The organism is Pseudoxanthomonas spadix (genome assembly GCF_003703395.1).
In the GTDB taxonomy this organism is placed as follows: Bacteria; Pseudomonadota; Gammaproteobacteria; order Xanthomonadales; family Xanthomonadaceae; genus Pseudoxanthomonas_A; species Pseudoxanthomonas_A spadix.
This window is the reverse complement of sequence record NZ_RDQN01000003.1, coordinates 300,016-317,934: the sequence shown is the minus strand read 5'-3', so window position 1 is coordinate 317,934 and position 17,919 is coordinate 300,016. Positions and strand designations below refer to the sequence as shown.

The 17,919-nt window shown below is 68.1% G+C and carries 22 protein-coding genes; 13 read left to right on the top strand and 9 right to left on the bottom strand.

All coding sequences use genetic code 11. The features are described from left to right. Positions 1–210: 210 nt before the first annotated feature. The 5 genes from D9R12_RS06670 to D9R12_RS06650 all read left to right on the top strand — a co-directional run bounded on the left by D9R12_RS06670 (position 211) and on the right by D9R12_RS06650 (position 2,099). Positions 211–459, top strand: a complete 249-nt coding sequence (locus D9R12_RS06670; RefSeq protein WP_014160341.1) for a type II toxin-antitoxin system Phd/YefM family antitoxin — start codon at positions 211–213, stop codon at positions 457–459. Continuing rightward, a complete protein-coding gene (locus tag D9R12_RS06665) occupies positions 459–881 on the top strand; it encodes a type II toxin-antitoxin system VapC family toxin (protein WP_014160340.1) in 423 nt (140 codons plus the stop codon). Before D9R12_RS06670 ends, D9R12_RS06665 begins: the two co-directional genes overlap by 1 nt. Positions 882–970: 89 nt before the next feature. Next, the gene (locus tag D9R12_RS06660; protein WP_211327654.1) at positions 971–1,270 is read left to right on the top strand and encodes an FkbM family methyltransferase; all 300 of its coding nucleotides are present in this window, start codon (positions 971–973) and stop codon (positions 1,268–1,270) included. A gap of 245 nt (positions 1,271–1,515) precedes the next feature. Further along, complete coding sequence (locus D9R12_RS06655) at positions 1,516–1,800, top strand: type II toxin -antitoxin system TacA 1-like antitoxin (RefSeq protein ID WP_014160338.1); 285 nt, start codon at positions 1,516–1,518, stop codon at positions 1,798–1,800. 2 nt (positions 1,801–1,802) lie between these two features. Continuing rightward, entirely contained in the window at positions 1,803–2,099 is a 297-nt protein-coding gene (locus tag D9R12_RS06650; RefSeq protein ID WP_122229198.1) for a type II toxin-antitoxin system RelE/ParE family toxin, read from the top strand. A 52-nt stretch (positions 2,100–2,151) separates the two neighbouring features. On the opposite strand, the gene D9R12_RS06645 is transcribed toward D9R12_RS06650, so the two are convergent. Next, complete coding sequence (locus D9R12_RS06645) at positions 2,152–2,844, bottom strand: phosphatase PAP2 family protein (RefSeq protein ID WP_122229196.1); 693 nt, start codon at positions 2,842–2,844, stop codon at positions 2,152–2,154. Between the two features lie 103 nt (positions 2,845–2,947). Beyond that, positions 2,948–3,892 carry a GDP-L-fucose synthase gene (fcl, locus tag D9R12_RS06640; protein WP_014160335.1) on the bottom strand — a complete coding sequence of 315 codons (945 nt, stop codon included), beginning with the start codon at positions 3,890–3,892 and terminating at the stop codon, positions 2,948–2,950. 265 nt (positions 3,893–4,157) lie between these two features. On the opposite strand from fcl, the gene galE reads away from it, so the two are divergent. Then, positions 4,158–5,129, top strand: coding sequence for a UDP-glucose 4-epimerase GalE (galE, locus tag D9R12_RS06635; protein WP_122229194.1), 972 nt, complete (start codon positions 4,158–4,160; stop codon positions 5,127–5,129). On the opposite strand, the gene D9R12_RS16215 is transcribed toward galE, so the two are convergent. Continuing rightward, positions 5,123–5,536, bottom strand: a complete 414-nt coding sequence (locus tag D9R12_RS16215) for a DUF4158 domain-containing protein (protein ID WP_343202885.1) — start codon at positions 5,534–5,536, stop codon at positions 5,123–5,125. The genes galE and D9R12_RS16215 overlap by 7 nt on opposite strands. 44 nt (positions 5,537–5,580) lie before the next feature. Here D9R12_RS16215 and D9R12_RS06625 point away from each other — a divergent pair, with 44 nt between their 5' ends. Together D9R12_RS06625 and D9R12_RS06620 are read left to right on the top strand one after the other, a co-directional pair. Beyond that, the gene (locus D9R12_RS06625; protein ID WP_014160330.1) at positions 5,581–5,871 is read left to right on the top strand and encodes a nucleotidyltransferase family protein; all 291 of its coding nucleotides are present in this window, start codon (positions 5,581–5,583) and stop codon (positions 5,869–5,871) included. Next, entirely contained in the window at positions 5,868–6,233 is a 366-nt protein-coding gene (locus D9R12_RS06620) for a HepT-like ribonuclease domain-containing protein (RefSeq protein ID WP_014160329.1), read from the top strand. Before D9R12_RS06625 ends, D9R12_RS06620 begins: the two co-directional genes overlap by 4 nt. Positions 6,234–6,383: 150 nt before the next feature. On the opposite strand, the gene D9R12_RS06615 is transcribed toward D9R12_RS06620, so the two are convergent. Beyond that, the gene (locus D9R12_RS06615) at positions 6,384–7,685 is read right to left on the bottom strand and encodes an MFS transporter (protein ID WP_244671786.1); all 1,302 of its coding nucleotides are present in this window, start codon (positions 7,683–7,685) and stop codon (positions 6,384–6,386) included. A gap of 148 nt (positions 7,686–7,833) precedes the next feature. Beyond that, entirely contained in the window at positions 7,834–8,733 is a 900-nt protein-coding gene (dapA, locus tag D9R12_RS06610) for a 4-hydroxy-tetrahydrodipicolinate synthase (RefSeq protein WP_122229192.1), read from the bottom strand. A gap of 207 nt (positions 8,734–8,940) precedes the next feature. On the opposite strand from dapA, the gene D9R12_RS06605 reads away from it, so the two are divergent. Continuing rightward, the gene (locus tag D9R12_RS06605; RefSeq protein ID WP_014160326.1) at positions 8,941–9,159 is read left to right on the top strand and encodes an AbrB/MazE/SpoVT family DNA-binding domain-containing protein; all 219 of its coding nucleotides are present in this window, start codon (positions 8,941–8,943) and stop codon (positions 9,157–9,159) included. Next, on the top strand, positions 9,159–9,572 hold the full coding sequence (locus D9R12_RS06600; protein WP_122229190.1) for a putative toxin-antitoxin system toxin component, PIN family: 414 nt from the start codon (positions 9,159–9,161) through the stop codon (positions 9,570–9,572). The genes D9R12_RS06605 and D9R12_RS06600 overlap by 1 nt, the downstream gene beginning before the upstream one ends. A 121-nt stretch (positions 9,573–9,693) precedes the next feature. On the opposite strand, the gene D9R12_RS06595 is transcribed toward D9R12_RS06600, so the two are convergent. Together D9R12_RS06595 and D9R12_RS06590 are read right to left on the bottom strand one after the other, a co-directional pair. After that, the gene (locus D9R12_RS06595) at positions 9,694–11,190 is read right to left on the bottom strand and encodes an aldehyde dehydrogenase (protein ID WP_122229187.1); all 1,497 of its coding nucleotides are present in this window, start codon (positions 11,188–11,190) and stop codon (positions 9,694–9,696) included. A gap of 232 nt (positions 11,191–11,422) precedes the next feature. Beyond that, positions 11,423–11,971 carry a cupin domain-containing protein gene (locus D9R12_RS06590; RefSeq protein ID WP_014160323.1) on the bottom strand — a complete coding sequence of 183 codons (549 nt, stop codon included), beginning with the start codon at positions 11,969–11,971 and terminating at the stop codon, positions 11,423–11,425. A gap of 128 nt (positions 11,972–12,099) precedes the next feature. Here D9R12_RS06590 and aptA point away from each other — a divergent pair, with 128 nt between their 5' ends. Continuing rightward, complete coding sequence (gene aptA / locus D9R12_RS06585) at positions 12,100–13,476, top strand: omega-aminotransferase AptA (RefSeq protein WP_425479058.1); 1,377 nt, start codon at positions 12,100–12,102, stop codon at positions 13,474–13,476. A 576-nt stretch (positions 13,477–14,052) separates the two neighbouring features. Here aptA and creC read toward each other — a convergent pair. Together creC and creB are read right to left on the bottom strand one after the other, a co-directional pair. Beyond that, a complete protein-coding gene (gene creC, locus D9R12_RS06580) occupies positions 14,053–15,489 on the bottom strand; it encodes a two-component system sensor histidine kinase CreC (RefSeq protein ID WP_122229185.1) in 1,437 nt (478 codons plus the stop codon). A 3-nt stretch (positions 15,490–15,492) separates the two neighbouring features. Beyond that, a complete protein-coding gene (gene creB, locus D9R12_RS06575) occupies positions 15,493–16,176 on the bottom strand; it encodes a two-component system response regulator CreB (protein WP_014160320.1) in 684 nt (227 codons plus the stop codon). Between the two features lie 36 nt (positions 16,177–16,212). Here creB and D9R12_RS06570 point away from each other — a divergent pair, with 36 nt between their 5' ends. Together D9R12_RS06570 and D9R12_RS06565 are read left to right on the top strand one after the other, a co-directional pair. Beyond that, the gene (locus tag D9R12_RS06570) at positions 16,213–17,070 is read left to right on the top strand and encodes a 23S rRNA (adenine(2030)-N(6))-methyltransferase RlmJ (protein ID WP_014160319.1); all 858 of its coding nucleotides are present in this window, start codon (positions 16,213–16,215) and stop codon (positions 17,068–17,070) included. Between the two features lie 89 nt (positions 17,071–17,159). After that, positions 17,160–17,744, top strand: coding sequence for a GNAT family N-acetyltransferase (locus D9R12_RS06565; RefSeq protein WP_170159172.1), 585 nt, complete (start codon positions 17,160–17,162; stop codon positions 17,742–17,744). Positions 17,745–17,919 lie beyond the last annotated feature (175 nt).

Sequence of the window (17,919 nt, the reverse complement as noted above, 5' to 3'; positions counted from 1 at the left end):
CCGACCTGCACGGCGCACGCCAGTGAGCGGCGGCCTTCGTGCATTGGTACAACGTCCAGCACCGCCACAGCGGCATCGGCTACGCGGCATCAGTTGTAGCAGGCCCGCCCCCGGGCCGATGGGTTGGGTGTGGGCGACGGGCGTGGCGGATATTGTCCCGATGCATGGCGGCGGCTACTATGTGACCAGTAATGTGGTCACGAGGTGAGTATGGGCGAGAAAATCGTGAGCTTTGCGCACGCCAAGGCTCACTTGAGCGAATTGACGGAGCAATTGGCTTCAGGTGACGAGGTGGTGATTACCAAGCGGGGCCGTCCGGTGGGCCGACTGATTCGTGCCGAGCGGCTGCTGCGGCCGGTGGATGCCGATGCGCTGCGGGAGCTGACCGCACGCATGGCCGAGCAGCCGCAGAGCGCGGGCGAGTTCATGCGCCAGGTGCGCGATCAGAGCCGGTATTGATGCTGTACGTCGACACCAGCATTCTGGTGGCGGCATTGACCCGCGAACCGGCTACCGGCCGGATGCAGGCGTGGCTGGCGGATCAGGCCGCGGGGGTGCTCGCAATCAGTGAGTGGGTGTTGACGGAGTTTTCGGCGGCGATGTCGGTCAAGGTGCGGACCGGGCAGTTGGCCGCGCCCGATCGGGCGGAAGCCCTGGCGGTTTTCACGGCTTTGGTGGACGCCTCCTTTCAGGTGTTGCCGGTCTCGGGGCAGGATTTCCGGGTCGCCGCGCGCCTCGCCGATCAGCACGCCACCGGCCTGCGCGCGGGTGATGCCCTGCACCTGGCGGTTGCCAGCCGGCGCGGAGCCCGGGTGCGCACGCTGGATCGTGGTCTTGCCGCTGCGGCAGAGGCCTTGGGCGTGAGCGTTGCACTGGTGTAGGTGTCCTCTGGTGGACGATCCTCTGGTCTTGCAATCAAATCATTCTTGCAGGCGGGCACGGCCAGCATTCGTGTGATGCGGCGGGTGAAGTGCCAGCGGCGGATCTCGCCGAACCGGCACCGCTCAAGATGGATGTCCAGGGCTTCGAGCTGCCGGCGTTGGCCGGTTGCGAGGGCATGCTGGACCGCTTCGCCTGGATATATGTGGAGTGCTGGTTCATGGAGCTGTATGCGGGACAGGCGTTGGCCGATGCGGTGATCGCCTGGCTGCGCGAGCGCGAGCGCGGGCTGGGGCTTGCGGGCGCCTACAACATGGCCGATGACGGCCAAGGCCGCGCGGTGCAGGCGGATTTTCTGTTTGGGCGGTGCGGTGTGGCCGCGGGCCGTTGATTGCGCGGGGGCGATCGCGGCGAGGGCGCCGCTCCTACAGGACATCGGTTGTAGGAAGCCCGCCCCCGGGCCGATGGATTGCGAACGGCATCGGGGACCGATCGCGGCGGGGGCGCCGCTTCTACGGGGGTGGCCGCCGGCGTTGGTCGCGGCGGGGCGCCGCTCCTACGGGCTGGACTTGCGGCGCGGAAACCTGCGAGCATGTGACACTAAAGTGCTACATCATTTTGCTTCTGGAGCGGCCCATGTCCACCACGACCATTCGCCTGTCGGATGAACTCAAACAGCGTATCCGTCTGGCGGCGGAACGATCAGGCACCACAACCCACGGCTTCATCCTGCAAGCCATTGTGGAGAAAACCGAACAGGAAGCCTTGCGGCAGGATTTCAACGAGACCGCAAACCAGCGGTATGCGGACATCGTGGCGTCCGGTGAGACCATCCCGTGGCAGGAAATGCGGCGCTACCTTGAGCAAAGCATGGAGGGCAAGCGTCCCGCGCGGCCGGCGGCGCGCAAGCTGGCGCCCTGAAGGTGTCCCGTATCGAGCTGGCTCCGGAGCTTGCGGATGACTTTGACCGGATCCTGGCCCATCTTGCCGAGTACGACGTAGCGGACGCCCCGTCGCGGTTGCAGGACATCATCGCGGCAATCGACGTGCTGGAACGCAATCCCCTGATCGGCCGTCCGGACACCGCGGGCAATCGCGAATTGGTGATCGGTCGGGGTGCGCGCGGGTATGTGGCGCTGTATCGCTATGCCGCGGCGATTGATACGGTTTTCGTCCTGGCCGTGCGAAGTCAACGGGAGGCCGGTCATGCACGGCTGTAGCAGCCGAGGACGGGCCCCACCCGGCTGCCAGACCTGGCCTCGGTCGGCGCATCTATTCCTTCTCTGTCCCAATGTCGCCGTAGCCATGCGCCTGGCGCCAGCTTTTCCGGGAGACCGGGGTGGGTGCGTCTGAAAGCAGCGTGCCGATGCGGGCCAGCAGGCCCTCGGTGGGGATGCGGACCGGGGGCGCGACGGTGATGGCCACCAGCACCAGGGCCAGCGGGACCAGCACCACGCGGCGGGCCAGGTCCAGCGTGTGCGTGCGCAGGGCGCGCAGCGCCAGCCAGGCGCCCAGGCCGCCCAGGCCGGCCCCGGCGATCACTTCTGCCAGCGAGTGCCCGCCCACGTGCACGCGCGAGTAGCCGGTCAACAGTGCCAGCACGATGCCGCCCAGGCACATGGCCTGGCGCGCGCCCGGCCACCGGCGTGGTGCCAGCAGCGCCCCAAGCACCGGCCAGGACACCATCGCCACCACCGCATGTCCACTGAAGCAGGTCAGGTCCCAGGCGGGCACGCCGGTGCCCCAGCCGTAGAAGGCGATCTTGCTGGCGGCGGTCACCGCACCGGCCATCGCCACGATCAGCAGCCAGCGCAGTGCGGGCCGGCGCGCATCGCGGTGGTGCCAGGCCAGCAGCGCCGCCGCGCAGGCCACCAGCGGCAGCACCAGCAGGGCATCGCCCCACGGCGTGAACCAGCGCCAGCTGCCAAGGGGCAGCCCGTCACCCATCGCGGGCAGCACGGCCATGGGGCAAACGCGGCGGCATGCGGGCTGGGCGAGGATTTGTCAGTTGAGCTGGCCTTGCTGTCCCTTCAGCGGTTTGGGGGCGGCTGGCAGCGCGTCCGCACATTCAGGCCGCGCGCAGGGACTGCTGGTTGTCCAGGAACCACTGGTAAGTGGCGGCGATGCCCTCGCGCAGCTCCACCTGTGCCTTCCAGCCCAGGCTGTGCAGGCGGCTGACGTCCAGCAGCTTGCGCGGGGTGCCGTCGGGCTTGCTGGTGTCGTTGACGATCCTGCCGGTGTAGCCGGTGATGTCCTTCACCAGTTCGGCCAGCTCGCGGATGCTGATGTCATCGCCCACGCCCACGTTGACGATGTCCGCGCCGTTGTAGGTCTGGGTCAGGTAGACGGTGGCGGCGGCCATGTCGTCCACGTGCAGAAACTCGCGCCGCGGCGTGCCGGTGCCCCACATCACCACCTCCGGCGCGCCGGCCAGTTTGGCCTGGTGGAACTTGCGGATCAGCGCGGGCAGCACGTGCGAGTTGTCCAGGTCGAAGTTGTCGCCGGGGCCGTACAGGTTGGTGGGCATCAGGCTGATGGCGTTGAATCCGTACTGGCGGCGGTAGGCCTGGCACAGCTTGATGCCGGCGATCTTGGCGATGGCGTACCACTCGTTGGTGGGTTCCAGCGGGCCGGTCAGCAGCGAATCCTCGCGGATGGGTTGTTCGGCAAACTTGGGGTAGATGCACGAGGAGCCCAGGAAGGTCAGCTTGTGCGCGCCGTTGCGGTAGGCCGCGTCGATGACGTTGTTCTGGATCTGCAGGTTTTCCAGCAGGAACTCGGCCGGATAGGTGTCGTTGGCGTGGATGCCGCCCACCTTGGCCGCGGCCAGGAACACCACCTGCGGCTGTTCCCGGGCGAAGAAGGCATCAACCGCGGTGCGCTCGCGCAGGTCCAGCACCTCGCGGCCGGCCAGCAGCAGGTTGCTGTAGCCCAGCGCCTGCAGGCGACGGACGATGGCGCTGCCGACCAGGCCACGGTGGCCGGCGACGAAAATGCGGGAGTCAGGGTTCATGTGGGGACCGGGCACGTGAGGGAAGGTTGCGCGCAGGGGGGGCGTGCCGAGGATGGGCGGGGCGCGGTGCTGCGCCGGCACACCCCATGGCCTTCGCGTTGCCCCGTGTGCCGCCGCCGCAAGCTGGCGCGAGCCATTGCAGTCTGCCATGGGCGCCGGCGCGGGTAAATCTGCACCGGCCGCTGGTCCGGCGCACGCCTGCGCGCCGTCGGCGGCGCCCTGGCTGGCTACAATCTGCGCCCCACGGGGACAACCACGAGCGAGCATGCACATCCTGGTTTGCGGCGGCGCCGGCTACGTCGGTGCGCATGCGGCGCTGGCCCTGTCGCGGGCCGGGCACGCGGTGACGGTCCTGGACAACCTGGCCACCGGCCATCGCGCCGCGGTGCGCTGGGGGCCGCTGGTGCAGGCCGACCTCCTCCAGCCGGACACCCTGGATGCCGCGTTTCAGCGCCCGGTCGATGCGGTGATGCATTTCTGCGCGCGCTCGCTGGTGGGCGAATCGGTGCGCGCGCCTTACGCCTATTACGAGAACAACGTGGTGGGCACGCTGCATCTGCTGCAGGCGATGGCCCGGCGTGGGGTGGACAGGCTGGTGTTTTCCTCCACCGCGGCGATCTTTGGGAACCCGCTCAGCGCGCTGATCGATGAGGACCATCGGCAGGCGCCGATCAATCCGTACGGAGCCAGCAAGCTGATGGTCGAGCGCATCCTGGCCGATGCGGCCCAGGCTTACGGGCTGCGTTCGGTGTGCCTGCGCTATTTCAACGCCGCCGGCGCGGCGCCGGACGAGAACATCGGCGAATCGCACCAGCCCGAAACCCACCTGATCCCCAATGTGCTGCGCGCGGCACTGGGCACCGGCCCGGGCCTGAAGCTGTTCGGCGATGACTACGACACTATCGACGGCACCTGCGTGCGCGACTACGTGCATGTGCTGGACCTGGCCGATGCACACCTGCGTGCGCTGGAACTGATGCAGCGCCAGCCGGGCGCGCACGCCTTCAACCTGGGCAACGGGCAAGGCTTCAGCGTGCTGCAGGTGCTGCAGGCGGCGCGCGCGGTCACCGGCCGCGACATTGCCTACCAGCAGGCCGGGCGCCGGGCGGGCGATCCAGCCGTGCTGGTCGCCGCCAGCGACAAGGCCCGCCGCGTGCTGGGCTGGCAGCCGCGCCACCCCGGGCTGGAGGAGATCATCGACAGCGCCTGGCGCTGGCACCAGGCGCCGGCTTATTGACCTGCCGGGTCAGGCCGAGGCCCGGGCCGGTCGCGAACCCGCGCGCCGGGGGCTGGACGAGACTGCAAGGGCGGCGACGGCCCTGCCCCGCGCGCGGCCGGCCGCCAAGAGCGATGCGCGTGCGGCAGCACCATGCCACGGTCGGTCTGCTGGGCGAGCTCGCTGAGCTGGTGGACCACGCGGCGATAGTCGGCGGCCGAGAACGGTTTCAGGTTGAGCCACGTCTGCAATTCGGCGAGATGCTCGCGCCGAGTTTCCGGCCGCTGTGCATACTGCGGCCACACCGCCGGCTCGATGCGCAACTGTCGACGACGTGCATCAGCAAGGCCGCGGGCGGCTCGCCATCGGGCGGCAACGCGAAACCGGGACGGCGCAGGTAGCACAACAGTTCTTGAAACCCTATTCATGCACGAATACCGTAACCATGAGTTTCGATAAAGGAGAATGCCGGATGCGCCCGTCGATCGTGCTCGATCTCAAGCGAAGTGCCGTCCGCGAAGCAGCAAGCCGTTTTCGTACGGCGAACCCGCGCATCTTCGGTTCCGTGCTGCGTGGCACGGATCAGGAGGGCAGCGACCTGGATCTGCTGGTCGACGCGCTGCCCGGCGCAACGCTGTTCGACCTCGGCGGTTTGCAGGTCGAGCTGGAAGCCTTGCTCGGCATCTCCGTCGATCTGCTGACGCCGAGTGATCTTCCAGCGTCGTTCCGTGCGCAGGTGCTCGCCGAAGCGCAGCCCGTATGAGCGATCGCCGCCTGGCCGACTACCTGAACCATATGCGGCAGGCGGCGGCCGACGCGTGCGGATTTGTGGACGGTTTGAGCAAGGGCGACTTCCTTGCCGACAAGCGCACCCAGCAGGCGGTCGTCATGAGCCTCATCGTCATCGGTGAGGCCGCCACCAAGGTGATGGATGGCTACGCCGAGTTCACCCAGGCCCATCCCGACGTGCCGTGGCGGAGTATGCGTGGCATGCGCAACCGCATCGCCCACGGCTACTTCGACATCAACCTCGACGTGGTGTGGGAGACGGTGCAAACCGCGCTCCCCAACTTGTTGCAGTTACTGGGCACCGTGCGCAACAACGACGACGCTTCTCACCCATGAGTCGTCCCATGCCTGCTTTGCTCGTGCTGACCCTTCACGGCGTTGGATCTGCAAATTCGTCGACGCACCCGGCCCGCGCGTTGCACTGGGGTTGATTGAAGAGCACGGGCGGTTTCGGCATGCGTTTGAACGAATTTCGTGAGCTGACTCCTACTTGACGCTGGGGTGGCGCTGCACCGCCAGCAGCGCCAGGATCGTGACCAGGGCCGCGGCGCTAAGGTAGTAACCCACCATCTGCACGCCGTAGTTGCTCGCAAGCCAGGTGGCCACGTACGGCGCCGGCGCCGCGCCCAGCACGCTGGCCAGGTTGAACGACAGGGACGAGCCGGTGTAGCGCACTTCGGTCGGGTAGACCTCGGCCAGCAGGGTGCCGACCGGGCCGTAGGTCCAGCCCATGATGAACAAACCGATGCACAGGAAGATCGCCACCTGGACCACGTGCCCGGCCTGGAACAGCGGGCCGAACAGCTGGCCAAACACCAGGATGCCGACGCTGGCCACCAGCATCGCCCCGCGTGCGGTGGTGCGGTCACCGTACAGCGCCGAGAGCGGGATGCCCGCGGCGAAGAACAGCATGGCCACCATCTGCAGCAGCAGGAATTGCTGACGGCTGTAGCCGAGGATGCCGGTGCCGTAGCCCAGCGCGAACACGGTCATGATGTAGAACAGGACGAAGGTCGCCAGCGCGCCCAGGGTGCCCAGCACCAGCGGCCCCAGGTGCTGGGAGAACACCGCGCGAAACGGCACCCGCAGGCGCACGTTGCGTTCGATCGCCTGCTGGAAGGCCGGGGTCTCGTTGATGCTCAGGCGCACCCACAGGCCGATGATCACCAGCAGCGCCGAGGCGATGAACGGCACCCGCCAGCCCCAGCCGATGAACTGCTCCGGGCTCAGCGTGGCGCCCATGATCAGGAAGGTTGCCGCCGACAGCAGAAAGCCCAGCGGCGCGCCCAGCTGCGGGAACATGCCATACCAGCCGCGCTTGCCTGGCGGTGCGTTTTCGGTGGCCAGCAGCACCGCCCCGCCCCATTCCCCGCCCAGGCCGATGCCCTGGCCAAAGCGGCACAGGGTCAGCAGCGCCGGCGCGATCACGCCGATGGTGCCGTAGGTGGGCAGCAGGCCGATCACCACGGTGGAGATGCCCATGGTCAGCAGCGCGGCCACCAGCGTGGCCTTGCGGCCGATGCGGTCACCGAAGTGGCCAAACAGCGCCGAGCCGAACGGCCGCGCCACAAAGGCCACTGCGAAGGTGGCAAGCGAAGCCAGCTGCGCGGCGACCGGATCGCCCTGCGGGAAGAACAGCTTCGGGAACACCAGCACCGCGGCGGTGGCGTAGATGTAGAAGTCGAAGAACTCGATGGTGGTGCCCATCAGGCTGGCCAGCAGCACGCGGGCAGGCGAATTGGCGGGGGCGGTGGTGGGGACGGCGGCCATCTTCAGGGTCTGTTCCATGAACCAATCCGGCGAATTCTGTCACGTCTGACGCTTCGGCAGCATGCGGTGCCCGCGCGCCGGCGCGCCGGTCCCCGCGACCGCGCGTCATGGGGCTGCGCCCGGACACCGCGGCGCAGGCCGGGCGCTGATGGGCCGGCTCGCTGGCTTATGCCAGCAGGCCCGCTCCGCGCAGGGCCGCTTCCACCCGGGCCTGGTTGCCCGGCTCCAGCTCGGTCAGCGGCAGGCGCAGGGTGCCGCCGCACCGGCCCAGGCGCGAGACCGCCCACTTGACCGGGATCGGGTTGGATTCGACGAACAGCTGCCTGTGCAGCGGCAGCAGGCGCAGCTGGATCGACATCGCGGTGGCGACATCGCCGGCCAGGGCGGCCATGCACAGATCGTGCATCAGGCGCGGGGCGACGTTGGCGGTCACGCTGACGTTGCCGTGGCCGCCGCACAGCATCAGCGCCACGGCGGTGGCATCGTCGCCGGAATAGATCGAAAACCCCGGCGGCGCCTCGCGGATCAGCCACTGCGCCCGTTCGATGTTGCCGGTGGCTTCCTTGATGCCGACGATGCCCGGCACCTGGGCCAGGCGCAGCACGGTGTCGTGCTGCAGGTCGGCCACGGTCCGGCCGGGCACGTTGTAGAGCACGATCGGCAGATCGCCGGTGGCCTCGGCAATGGCGGCGAAGTGGCGGTACTGCCCTTCCTGGCCGGGCTTGTTGTAGTAGGGCACCACCTGCAGCTGGCTGTCGGCGCCGACTTCGCGCGCAAACCGGGCCAGTGCGATCGCCTCGGCGGTGGAATTGCCGCCGCAGCCGGCCATCACCGGCACCCGGCCGGCGGCCTGTTCGACCGCGACCCGGATGATCTGGCAGTGTTCGTCCACGTTGACCGTGGGCGACTCGCCGGTGGTGCCGACCACGCCGATGCAGTCGGTGCCTTCGGCCACGTGCCAGTCCACCAATTTGCGCAGGGCGGCGTAGTCGACGCTGCCGTCCTGGTGCATGGGGGTGACGAGCGCGACGATGCTACCGCGCAGGGGGGCGTGGGAAGTGGTCATGAAGGCGATCAGGGGTGCTGGAAAAGAAAGAACGCCAATTCTAAACGCCGCGACGCGGCCTCGCGCGCCTGCCTTGCCCGGTCAATGCCGGGCCACTGCGGCTGGATCGCTGATGGACGCCGGGGCTGACCTTTTGGCGCCCAAGGCGTGTTTGCTGGGAATGAAGTAAGGAAGTAAGATTTCCTTTGAAACCTACAGGAGGCTCCCATGCTTGCCAAGCTCACGTCGAAAAATCAGATCACGCTGCCCAAGGCGGCTGTCTCCAGCGTGGATGCTGCCGAGTACTTCGAGGTGACGGTCGAGGGCGGCCGGATCGTGCTGACGCCGGTGCGGGTCCAGAATGCCCAGGCCGTGCGTGAGAAGCTGGAGCAACTGGGGATCACCGAGCAGGACGTCGAGGATGCGGTGGCCTGGGCGCGGCGCTGATGCGCAGGGTCGTCCTGGACACCAACATCGTGCTCTCGGCGCTGATCTTCAGTGCCGGACGTGTGGCCTGGATTCGACAGGCCTGGCAGCGCCAGCAGTTGCAGCCGCTGGTCTGCCGGGCGACGGCCGGTGAACTCCTGCGCGTCCTGGCCTATCCCAAGTTCAAGCTCTCGGCATTGGAGCAGCAGGAGTTGCTGGCGGACTTTCTGCCCTACGCCGAGGTGGTGGAACTGCCGGCACCATGGCCAGACCTGCCAGCCTGCCGCGACGAGAAGGACCAGGTGTTCCTGGTGCTCGCGCACGTCGGCAAGGCCGATGCGTTGATCACGGGCGATGCGGACATTCTTGCCTTGCGAGAGGTCTTTCCCGACTTGATCATGACCGCAGAAGCGTTCGCGGCGCGGCAGGCATGATGTGGATCGACACCGCCGTGTCCGGGGCAATGCAACGACACCGACCGCAACGGCCGTGCGCAGCAGGCACCAGTCCAAACCTGGTGCGGCGCGCGCGGAAAGCGGCCTGCGCGCCTGGCTTTCAGCCTTCCAGGTTGATCCAGGTGGCCTTGAGCTCGGTGTACTTGTCGAAGGCGTGCAGCGACTTGTCGCGGCCGTTGCCGGACTGCTTGTAGCCGCCGAACGGGGCGGTCATGTCGCCGCCATCCCAGTAATTCACCCACACGCTGCCGGCACGCAGCTTGCGGGTCACCCGATGGGCGCGGGCGATGTCGCCGGTCCATACCGCCGCGGCCAGGCCGTACTCGCTGTCGTTGGCGAACCGGATCGCCTGGGCCTCGTCGCTGAAGCCGATCACCGACAGCACCGGCCCGAAGATCTCCTCGCGGCTGATCGTCTGGCCGTGCTGGACGCCGTCGAAGATGGTCGGTTCGATATAGCAGCCGCCTTCCACCACGCTGGCCTGGCGGCCGCCCAGCACCAGGCGCGCGCCTTCTTGCTGACCCTTGGCGATGTAGCCCATGACCCGCTCGACCTGGCCGGCATCGACCATCGCCCCCATCGCCGCGCCGGGGGTGAACGGATGCTGCGGCTGCAGCTTGCGGCCGGCCGCGACCACCCGCTCGACGAACTGCGCGTGGATCGATTCCTCCACCAGCAGCCGCGAGGCGGCGGTGCACACCTGGCCCTGGTTGTAGAAGATCGCCGAAGCCGCGACCTGCGCGGCCCTGTCCAGGTCCGGCGCATCGGCAAAAACGATGTTCGGGCTCTTGCCGCCGCATTCCATGTAGGCGCGTTTCATGTTGGACAGGCCCGCGCACTGCAGCAGGCGCTTGCCCACCGCGGTCGAGCCGGTGAACACCAGCCCGTCGACATCCATGTGCAGGGCCAGCGGCTCGCCGGCGGTCTTGCCGAAGCCCGGCACCACGTTGAACACGCCGGGCGGGATGCCCGCTTCCATCGCCAGTGCGGCCAGGCGCAGTGCGCTCAGCGGCGATTTTTCCGACGGCTTGAGCACCACCGAATTGCCCATCGCCAGCGCCGGGGCGATCTTCCACGCGGCCATCACCAGCGGGAAGTTCCACGGCACGATTGCCGCGACCACGCCCAGCGGCTCGCGGGTGATCAGGCCCAGCTCGCCCGGCCCGGTGGCGGCGACTTCGCCGTAGACCTTGTCGATCGCCTCGCCGGTCCAGGCCAGGCAGCGGGCGGTGGCCGGCACGTCGTAGCCCAGCGCGTCATCGACCGGCTTGCCCATGTCCAGCGATTCCAGCAGCGCCAGCTCATCGACATGCGCGTTCACCAGCTCGGCAAAGCGCTGCAGGACCTTCTTGCGATGGGTCGGTGCCGTTTGCGCCCAGTGGCCGGCCTCGAAGCTGCGCCGGGCCGCCCGCACCGCCTTGTCGATGTCGGCCTGGCCGCAGTCGGCCACCTGCCCCAGCACCCGCCCGTCGATCGGGCTGATGCAGTCGAAGGTCGCGCCGCTGGCCGCGTCCACGTACTGACCGTCGATGAAGGCCTGGGTGGCGATGGACAGCGCGGCGGCCTGGGATTTGCGGGATTCGAAGGTGGCGGTCATGGGGATTCCAGGGGCAGAGAATTAAGGAAAGCCAGCACACTGCTTTTCCCCTTCTCCCATCGGGAGAAGGTGCCCCGAAGGGGCGGATGAGGGTGCGGGACGGGCGACTCGCACCGTGCTCGCGGACTTCACCGTGGCATGGGCGGTCTATCGCTCGTTCCGAACCCTCACCCAACCCCTCCCCCAAGAAGGGGGCTGCCGTCCCGGCGGGAGAGGGGCTCAAAGCCAAGTACTAAAAGGTGGCAGGCGTGTTGGCACTGACGATGACGGCCTCGGCATCGCCCAGGTTGCGGAACCGGTGCGGCAGCCGGCTTTCGAAGTAATAGCCCTCGCCGGCGCGCAGCACCCGCACCTGATCGCCCACGGTGACTTCCACCTCGCCGGACACCACCACGCCGCCTTCCTCGCCGGCATGGGCCAGCATGGTCTGGCCGGTGTCGGTGCCCGGCGGCATGACCTCGCGCAGGATGCACATCTGGCGTTTGGCCACGCGCTGGCCGACCAGGAAATAATGGACGCCGTCGCTGCCCACATCCGGGGTGTCGGCCAGCGCGTAGAACGGGTTGTCCGGCGAGCCGGCTTCCAGGTCCAGGGTGAAGAAATCGGCCAGCGAGATCGGGATCCCGTCCAGCACCTTCTTCAGTGAACTCACCGACGGGCTGACCTTGTTCTGCTCGATCAGCGAGATGGTGCTGTTGGTGACCCCCACGCGCTTGGCCAGCTCGCGCTGGCTGAGCTGTTTGGAAGTGCGCACCTGCTGCAGTCGCGCCCCGATGTCCATCGACTTCCTCGTCCGCCGCGTTGCGAAATTCTTGACACTACCGCCCGCATTGAGCCCTTTTTCCGGCTTGGTTGTAAAGTTTTTTCAACGCGCTAGGCTAGCCGCGTCCGCCATCCCCCGAGATCCGCATGAGCGCCGATTCCCTGTCTCCCGCTGCCGGCTACGCCGCCCATTACGCCGAGCTGGGCATGCAGATGCCGGCCTCGATGGAGGCGTTCTGGATGCCGTTCACCGCCAACAAGGCCTTCAAGGCCAGCCCGCGCCTGCTGGCCAGCGCCGCGGGCATGTACTACACCGACATCGAGGGCCGGCAGATCCTCGACGCCTGCGCCGGCCTGTGGTGCGTCAACGCCGGCCATGCGCGGCCGCGCATCGTCGAGGCGGTCAGACAGCAGATCGGCACGCTGGATTTCGCGCCCAACTTCTCGATGTCCTCGCCGCTGCCGTTCGTGCTGGCCCAGCGCCTGGCCGAACTGACCCCGGGCAATCTCAACCACGTCTTCTATACCAACTCCGGGTCGGAGTCGGTGGATTCGGCACTGAAGATCGCCCTGGCCTACCACCGCGCCCGCGGCGAGGGCCAGCGCTTCCGCCTGATCGGCCGCGAGAAGGCCTACCACGGCGTGGGTTTTGGCGGCATTTCCGTGGGCGGGCTGCCCAACAACCGCAAGTGGTTCGGCCCCGGCCTGCCCGGCGTGGACCACCTGCGCCATACCCTGGACATCGAACGCAACGGCTTTTCGCAGGGCCTGCCGGCGCACGGCCTGGAATGGGCCGAGGAGCTGGAACGGGTCATCACCCTGCACGATCCGTCGACCATCGCCGCGGTGATCATCGAGCCGATCTCCGGCAGCGCCGGGGTGATCCTGCCGCCGGACGGGTACCTCAGGCGCATCCGCGAGATCTGCAGCAAGCACGGCATCGTGCTGATCTTCGACGAGGTGATCACCGGTTTCGGCCGCGTCGGCAAGGCCTTCGCCTCGCAGCGTTTCGGCGTCACCCCGGACATCATCACCGCGGCCAAGGGCATCACCAACGGCTGCGTACCGATGGGCGCGGTGTTCGTGTCCGAGGACATCTTCGAGGCGTTCACCCAGGGCCCGGACAGCGCCATCGACCTGTTCCACGGCTACACCTACTCCGGCCATCCGCTGGCCTGCGCCGCTGCGCTGGCCACCCTGGACACCTACGCCGAGGAGAACCTGTTCGAGAAGGCGATCGAACTGGGCCATTACTGGCAGCAGGGCCTGCATTCGCTCAAGGGCCTGCCCAACGTGATCGACATCCGCAACTTCGGCCTGATCGGTGCGATCGAGTTCGCGGCCCGCCCGGATGCGCCGGGCGCGCGCGGGTTCGAGGTGTTCAACCGCGCCTTCCACGAGGGCCAGATGCTGACCCGCGTGACCGGCGATGTGATCGCCCTGTCGCCGCCGCTGATCATCGAGAAGGAACACATTGACCGGATCTTCAATGTGCTGGGGGATGTGATCCGGGCGACGGCTTGAGTCCGCTCTTCCAATCCTGCAACGGATCAAAATCGATCACGGCCTGTTCTTTTTTGCACGGCAAGATCAAAGGCTTTCGCGCCTGACGGCGCGAGCTACTTTTGTCTTGGCAAAAGTAGCCAAAACCGCCTGCGCCTGACACTCGCCGCCGCTCTGGCGGCGGTGCCCTGTGCTCCTCGTCTGATCGGGCACGGCGCCCAAACTCGCTACGCTCAAACAGGGCGCCTCTACGACCCGATCAGCCTGCGGTGCTCGGCTCGCTTTGAAGGCGCTGAAGATCAAGAGCAGGCAACAGCCAAAGCCAGAGCCAGAGCCAAAGCCAGAGCCGAAGCCGAAGCCGAAGCAGCCGGGCGTGCGCGGCTGCTTTTTGCTTACGCGCTGAAATCCTCGGTGAGCCGCGGCCAAGGGCGAGGATCAGACCCGCGGCTCGCCGCACAAGCATGTGCGGCATGTTCGCACTGACAGTGATGTTCCATCCAACAATCCCTCGACCCGTCGCGGACCCGCGAAGCGGGCGGGCGGGCCACGAAGCGGTGCGAAAGCCCTTGCTTCAGAAATTTTGATCAAGCCGAAGAATCACGCGACCGGCAGCACGACCACCGCCAACGCCCCACCCTCGGCATTCACAAGCGTCACGCTGCCGCCATGCAGCCGTGCGACCTCGCGCACGAACGGCAATCCCAGGCCCGTGCCCCGCTGTCCGGTTGCCGGCGCGGCCAGGGAATAGAACCGTTCGAAGACCCGCTCCAGCGCGTAATCCGGTACGCCCGGCCCGTCATCGCGCACGCTGATCTCCACCTGATCGCCTTGGGCGACGGCCGACAGCACGATCCGTCCGCCGCGCGGCGAAAACGCGATCGCGTTGTCCAGCAGGTTGGACAGCGCCTGGCGCAGCAGGAAGCCATCGCCGTGCACCGCCAGCCCATCGGCGAGCTGGACCTCGAGGCGCACATCGGCCGCATCCAGTCGCGTCCGCACCGCCCCGGTCGCCTGCGAAAACAGGTCCTGCAGCGCGACCGGCTCGCGGCTCTGCAGCCAGCCGTGCTGCTCCACTTCGGCCAGCGCCAGCAGCTTGTCGATGGTCTCGGTCAGGCGCTGCTGCTGCTCCAGGATGTTGCGGGCAAAGCGCTGGCGCTCGGCCTCGGGCAGCGGCTCCTGCAGCAGTTCGGCCGCGCCGCGGATGCCGGCCAGCGGGCTTTTCATCTCGTGGGTCAGCGACTGCACGTACTGCTCGACGTAGTCCTTGCCTTCCAGCTTGCGGCGCATGGTTTCCAGCGCCTGGCCCAGGTCGCCGATCTCGTCGCGGCGCGGCTTGGGCGGGGCCACCGGCAGGCCGGCGCTGACCGCCTGCGCGTAGCGATTGAGGCGGCCGATGCCGCGCGAGAGCCACCAGGTCATCGCCAGGCCGATCAGTGCCGACAGCCCGATCAACCAGCCGCCGCGGCGCAGGATGCTCTGCTGGCTGGCGGCGATGAACGGCTCGAAGGTGCGGTTGGGCTGGGACAGGGTCAGCACGCCGATCAGCCGTGCCGGCGTCACGCCCGGCGCATGAATCGGCGCGGCCACGTGCATCACCGTGTGCACCTCATCGCCAGGCGACTCGGGACTGGAACGCGCGCCGTACTGGCCGCGCAGGGTGCGGTAGACATCGTTCCAGCGCGAGTTGTCGCGGCCCACCTCACCCCCGCGCGAATCGAACACCACCACCCCCTGCGCATCGGTGATGCTGACCCGGTAGTCGACCCGCTTCTTGGGGATCTGCCAGATATGCGCATCCACCTCGCGCTCGGCGGCGGCCTGCAGGTCGCGCGCGAACTGGCCATCGGCGATGTGGCCCTCGGCCAGGTCATCGGCCGCCATCACCGCCAGCACGTTGGCGGTATCGACCAGGGTGGATTCCATCGCCTGGCGCACGCCGGGCTTGACCTCGTTGACGAACACCCGCATCACAAAGAACGCGGCCAGGCCGGTGATGAGGAAGAACCCGAGGAACAGCCGCACCCCGATCCGCACGGCCTACAGCTCCAGCGAATAGCCGATCCCGCGATGCGTGCGCACCGGGTCGGGGTCGGCGCCGGCCGCGCGCAGCTTGGCGCGCAGGGTCTTGATGTGGGTATCGACGGTGCGGTCGGCGCTGTCGGCATCGCGGTCCCAGCCGCGGTCCATCAGCTGGGCGCGGCTGAGGATGGCGCCAGGGCGCTGCAGCAGCGCGGCCAGCAGCGCGTACTCATAGCGGGTCAGGTCCAGCACGGTGTTGCGGAAGCGCACCCGGTGGCCCTCGTGGTCCACGCTGAACTCGCCGCGCGCCGGGCCTTGTGCCGGTTGCGCGATGCTGCGACGCAGCCGCGCGCGCACCCGCGCCACCAGCTCGCGTGGCGAGAACGGCTTGGCGATGTAGTCGTCCGCGCCCAGTTCCAGCCCCAGCACCCGATCGATCTCCTCGTTGCGCGCGGTCAGGAACAGCACCGGCACCTCGGAAAACGCGCGCAGCTGCCGGCACACATCCAGGCCACTGCCGTCAGGCAGGCCCACATCCAGGACCACCACGTCCACCCCGCCGGCACGCACCCGCGGGGCGACCTGGCGCGCCAGCGTCACGTGCTCGGCCTGCAGGCCTTCGCTGCGCAGCGCGTAGAGCACGGCGTCGGCAATGGCGGCTTCGTCTTCGACAACCAGCACGTTGGGCATGGCGCGCAGCATAACGGCGCCCTGCGGCCTTTCTGTATCCTGCACGCGATGAATTACCGCCACGCCTTCCACGCCGGCAACCACGCCGATGTCCTCAAGCACATGGTGCTGGTCAACCTGCTGGAGGCGCTGGCGCGCAAGGACAGTCCGTATTTCGTGCTGGACACCCACGCCGGCCGCGGCCATTACCTGCTGGCCGCGGCCGAAAGCCGCAAAACCGCCGAGGCCGAGGAAGGGGTCTTCAAGCTGTTCGGCCAGGCCCGCCTGCACGAAAGCATCGAGCGCTACCTGCGCGCGGTGCAGTCGCACAACCCGGTCGGCGCGCTGCTGGCCTACCCCGGCTCGCCGCTGCTGATCGCCCAGCACCTGCGCCAGCAGGACCGCCTGGCCGCCTGCGAGCTGCAGCCGGAGGAAGCCCAGCGCCTGCGCGAGCTGTTCCACCACGACAGCCGGGTGGCCGTGCATACCCGCGATGGCTACGGCGCGATCAAGGCGCTGCTGCCGCCGCGGATCGGCCAGACCAGGTTCGGCCGCGGCCTGGTGCTGATCGACCCGCCCTACGAAACGCAGGACGCCGAGTACCGGCAGATCATCGCCAGCGTGCGCGAAGGCCTGGGCCGCTGGCCCCACGCCACCTGGGCGGTGTGGTACCCGATCAAGCAGCGCCGCACCCTGCTGCCGTTCCTGCGCAAGGCCGCCGCGCTGCCGGCCCGCTCCATCTGGCTGGCCGAACTGCAGGTGCGCGCGGATGATTCACCGCTGCGCTTGGCCGGCAGCGGCATGCTGATGATCAACGCACCCTGGCAGCTGGAGCAGGCCATCGCCCCGGCCCTGCCCATCCTGCAGAACCTGCTGGGCCAGGCCGGTGCCACCACCCGCCTGGAGTGGCTCAAGCAACCCGAATAACGCCATCGCGCGGCCCCCACGTTGCGCTGTCGCGCCTGTAATGCGGATATCAAACCGGCTTTCACTTCATGCGTGCCAGCATCGGTTGCATGAGCGGGCAAAAGCGACTGCCGCCATGGCATGAGAAGTTCCGGCTGCGCGATGGTCGGGAGCTGCTGATTCGCCCCATCCGGCACGAGGATGCGGCCCCGATCTGCGGAGGTTTTCCGCTGCTGGAGCCTGAGCAGATCCGTCGGCGATTTCTCACGACCATGGCCGAACTTCCGGCGGAACAGGCCGCACGCCTGTGCAGCCCGGACCCGCGCAGCGAATTCGCCCTGGTCGCCGCCGAGCCGCTGCCGCCCGGCGAGGCGTTGGTCGGTGCGGTGGCCAGGGCCCGGGTCCTGGACGGCGCGCGCCATGCCGAATACGCGATCCTGGTCAGCCGTTTCATCGTCGGCCAAGGTGTCGGCCGGCACCTGATGCGCCGGCTGGTGAAGTGGGCCCGCGGCCGCAAGCTGGAGCAGCTGCACGGCGAAGTCCTAGACGACAACCAGCCGATGCTGCAGCTGGTCAGGTCGCTGGGCTTTCGCGTGCTGCCAGCCCATGACGCCCCCGGCCTGGCCCGGGTGGTGCTGGATCTTGGAACCGCAGCCGGCAAGGCCGGCGAGCCGGATCTTGTGCCGGCTCGCTGACCGTTTCCGGCCCTGCGTGGCCGGGCAGCCTCCATCCCCCCTATCCTGTGATTGCGCCCCGTAGGAGCGGACCGCAGGGCCGCGAGAGGCTTCACCGGGAAAGCCCCATCGCGCTCAAGCCCCATCGCGCCGGTGGCGCGCTCGGACGCGGTTCAGCGCGCTGGCCACGCTAAAA

Bases quoted from the DNA above. Each gene is read 5' to 3' on its own strand.
- D9R12_RS06595 (WP_122229187.1), bottom strand. From the start codon at position 11,190: ATGACCGCCACCTTCGAATCCCGCAAATCCCAGGCCGCCGCGCTGTCC.
- D9R12_RS06620 (WP_014160329.1), top strand. From the start codon at position 5,868: ATGAGCGATCGCCGCCTGGCCGACTACCTGAACCATATGCGGCAGGCG.
- dapA (WP_122229192.1), bottom strand. From the start codon at position 8,733: ATGACCACTTCCCACGCCCCCCTGCGCGGTAGCATCGTCGCGCTCGTC.
- D9R12_RS06590 (WP_014160323.1), bottom strand. From the start codon at position 11,971: ATGGACATCGGGGCGCGACTGCAGCAGGTGCGCACTTCCAAACAGCTC.
- D9R12_RS06645 (WP_122229196.1), bottom strand. From the start codon at position 2,844: ATGGCCGTGCTGCCCGCGATGGGTGACGGGCTGCCCCTTGGCAGCTGG.
- D9R12_RS06625 (WP_014160330.1), top strand. From the start codon at position 5,581: ATGCGCCCGTCGATCGTGCTCGATCTCAAGCGAAGTGCCGTCCGCGAA.
- D9R12_RS06655 (WP_014160338.1), top strand. From the start codon at position 1,516: ATGTCCACCACGACCATTCGCCTGTCGGATGAACTCAAACAGCGTATC.
- D9R12_RS06570 (WP_014160319.1), top strand. From the start codon at position 16,213: ATGAATTACCGCCACGCCTTCCACGCCGGCAACCACGCCGATGTCCTC.
- D9R12_RS06615 (WP_244671786.1), bottom strand. From the start codon at position 7,685: ATGGAACAGACCCTGAAGATGGCCGCCGTCCCCACCACCGCCCCCGCC.
- D9R12_RS16215 (WP_343202885.1), bottom strand. From the start codon at position 5,536: ATGAATAGGGTTTCAAGAACTGTTGTGCTACCTGCGCCGTCCCGGTTT.
- aptA (WP_425479058.1), top strand. From the start codon at position 12,100: ATGAGCGCCGATTCCCTGTCTCCCGCTGCCGGCTACGCCGCCCATTAC.
- fcl (WP_014160335.1), bottom strand. From the start codon at position 3,892: ATGAACCCTGACTCCCGCATTTTCGTCGCCGGCCACCGTGGCCTGGTC.
- creB (WP_014160320.1), bottom strand. From the start codon at position 16,176: ATGCTGCGCGCCATGCCCAACGTGCTGGTTGTCGAAGACGAAGCCGCC.
- galE (WP_122229194.1), top strand. From the start codon at position 4,158: ATGCACATCCTGGTTTGCGGCGGCGCCGGCTACGTCGGTGCGCATGCG.
- D9R12_RS06665 (WP_014160340.1), top strand. From the start codon at position 459: ATGCTGTACGTCGACACCAGCATTCTGGTGGCGGCATTGACCCGCGAA.
- D9R12_RS06605 (WP_014160326.1), top strand. From the start codon at position 8,941: ATGCTTGCCAAGCTCACGTCGAAAAATCAGATCACGCTGCCCAAGGCG.
- D9R12_RS06565 (WP_170159172.1), top strand. From the start codon at position 17,160: ATGAGCGGGCAAAAGCGACTGCCGCCATGGCATGAGAAGTTCCGGCTG.
- D9R12_RS06670 (WP_014160341.1), top strand. From the start codon at position 211: ATGGGCGAGAAAATCGTGAGCTTTGCGCACGCCAAGGCTCACTTGAGC.
- D9R12_RS06600 (WP_122229190.1), top strand. From the start codon at position 9,159: ATGCGCAGGGTCGTCCTGGACACCAACATCGTGCTCTCGGCGCTGATC.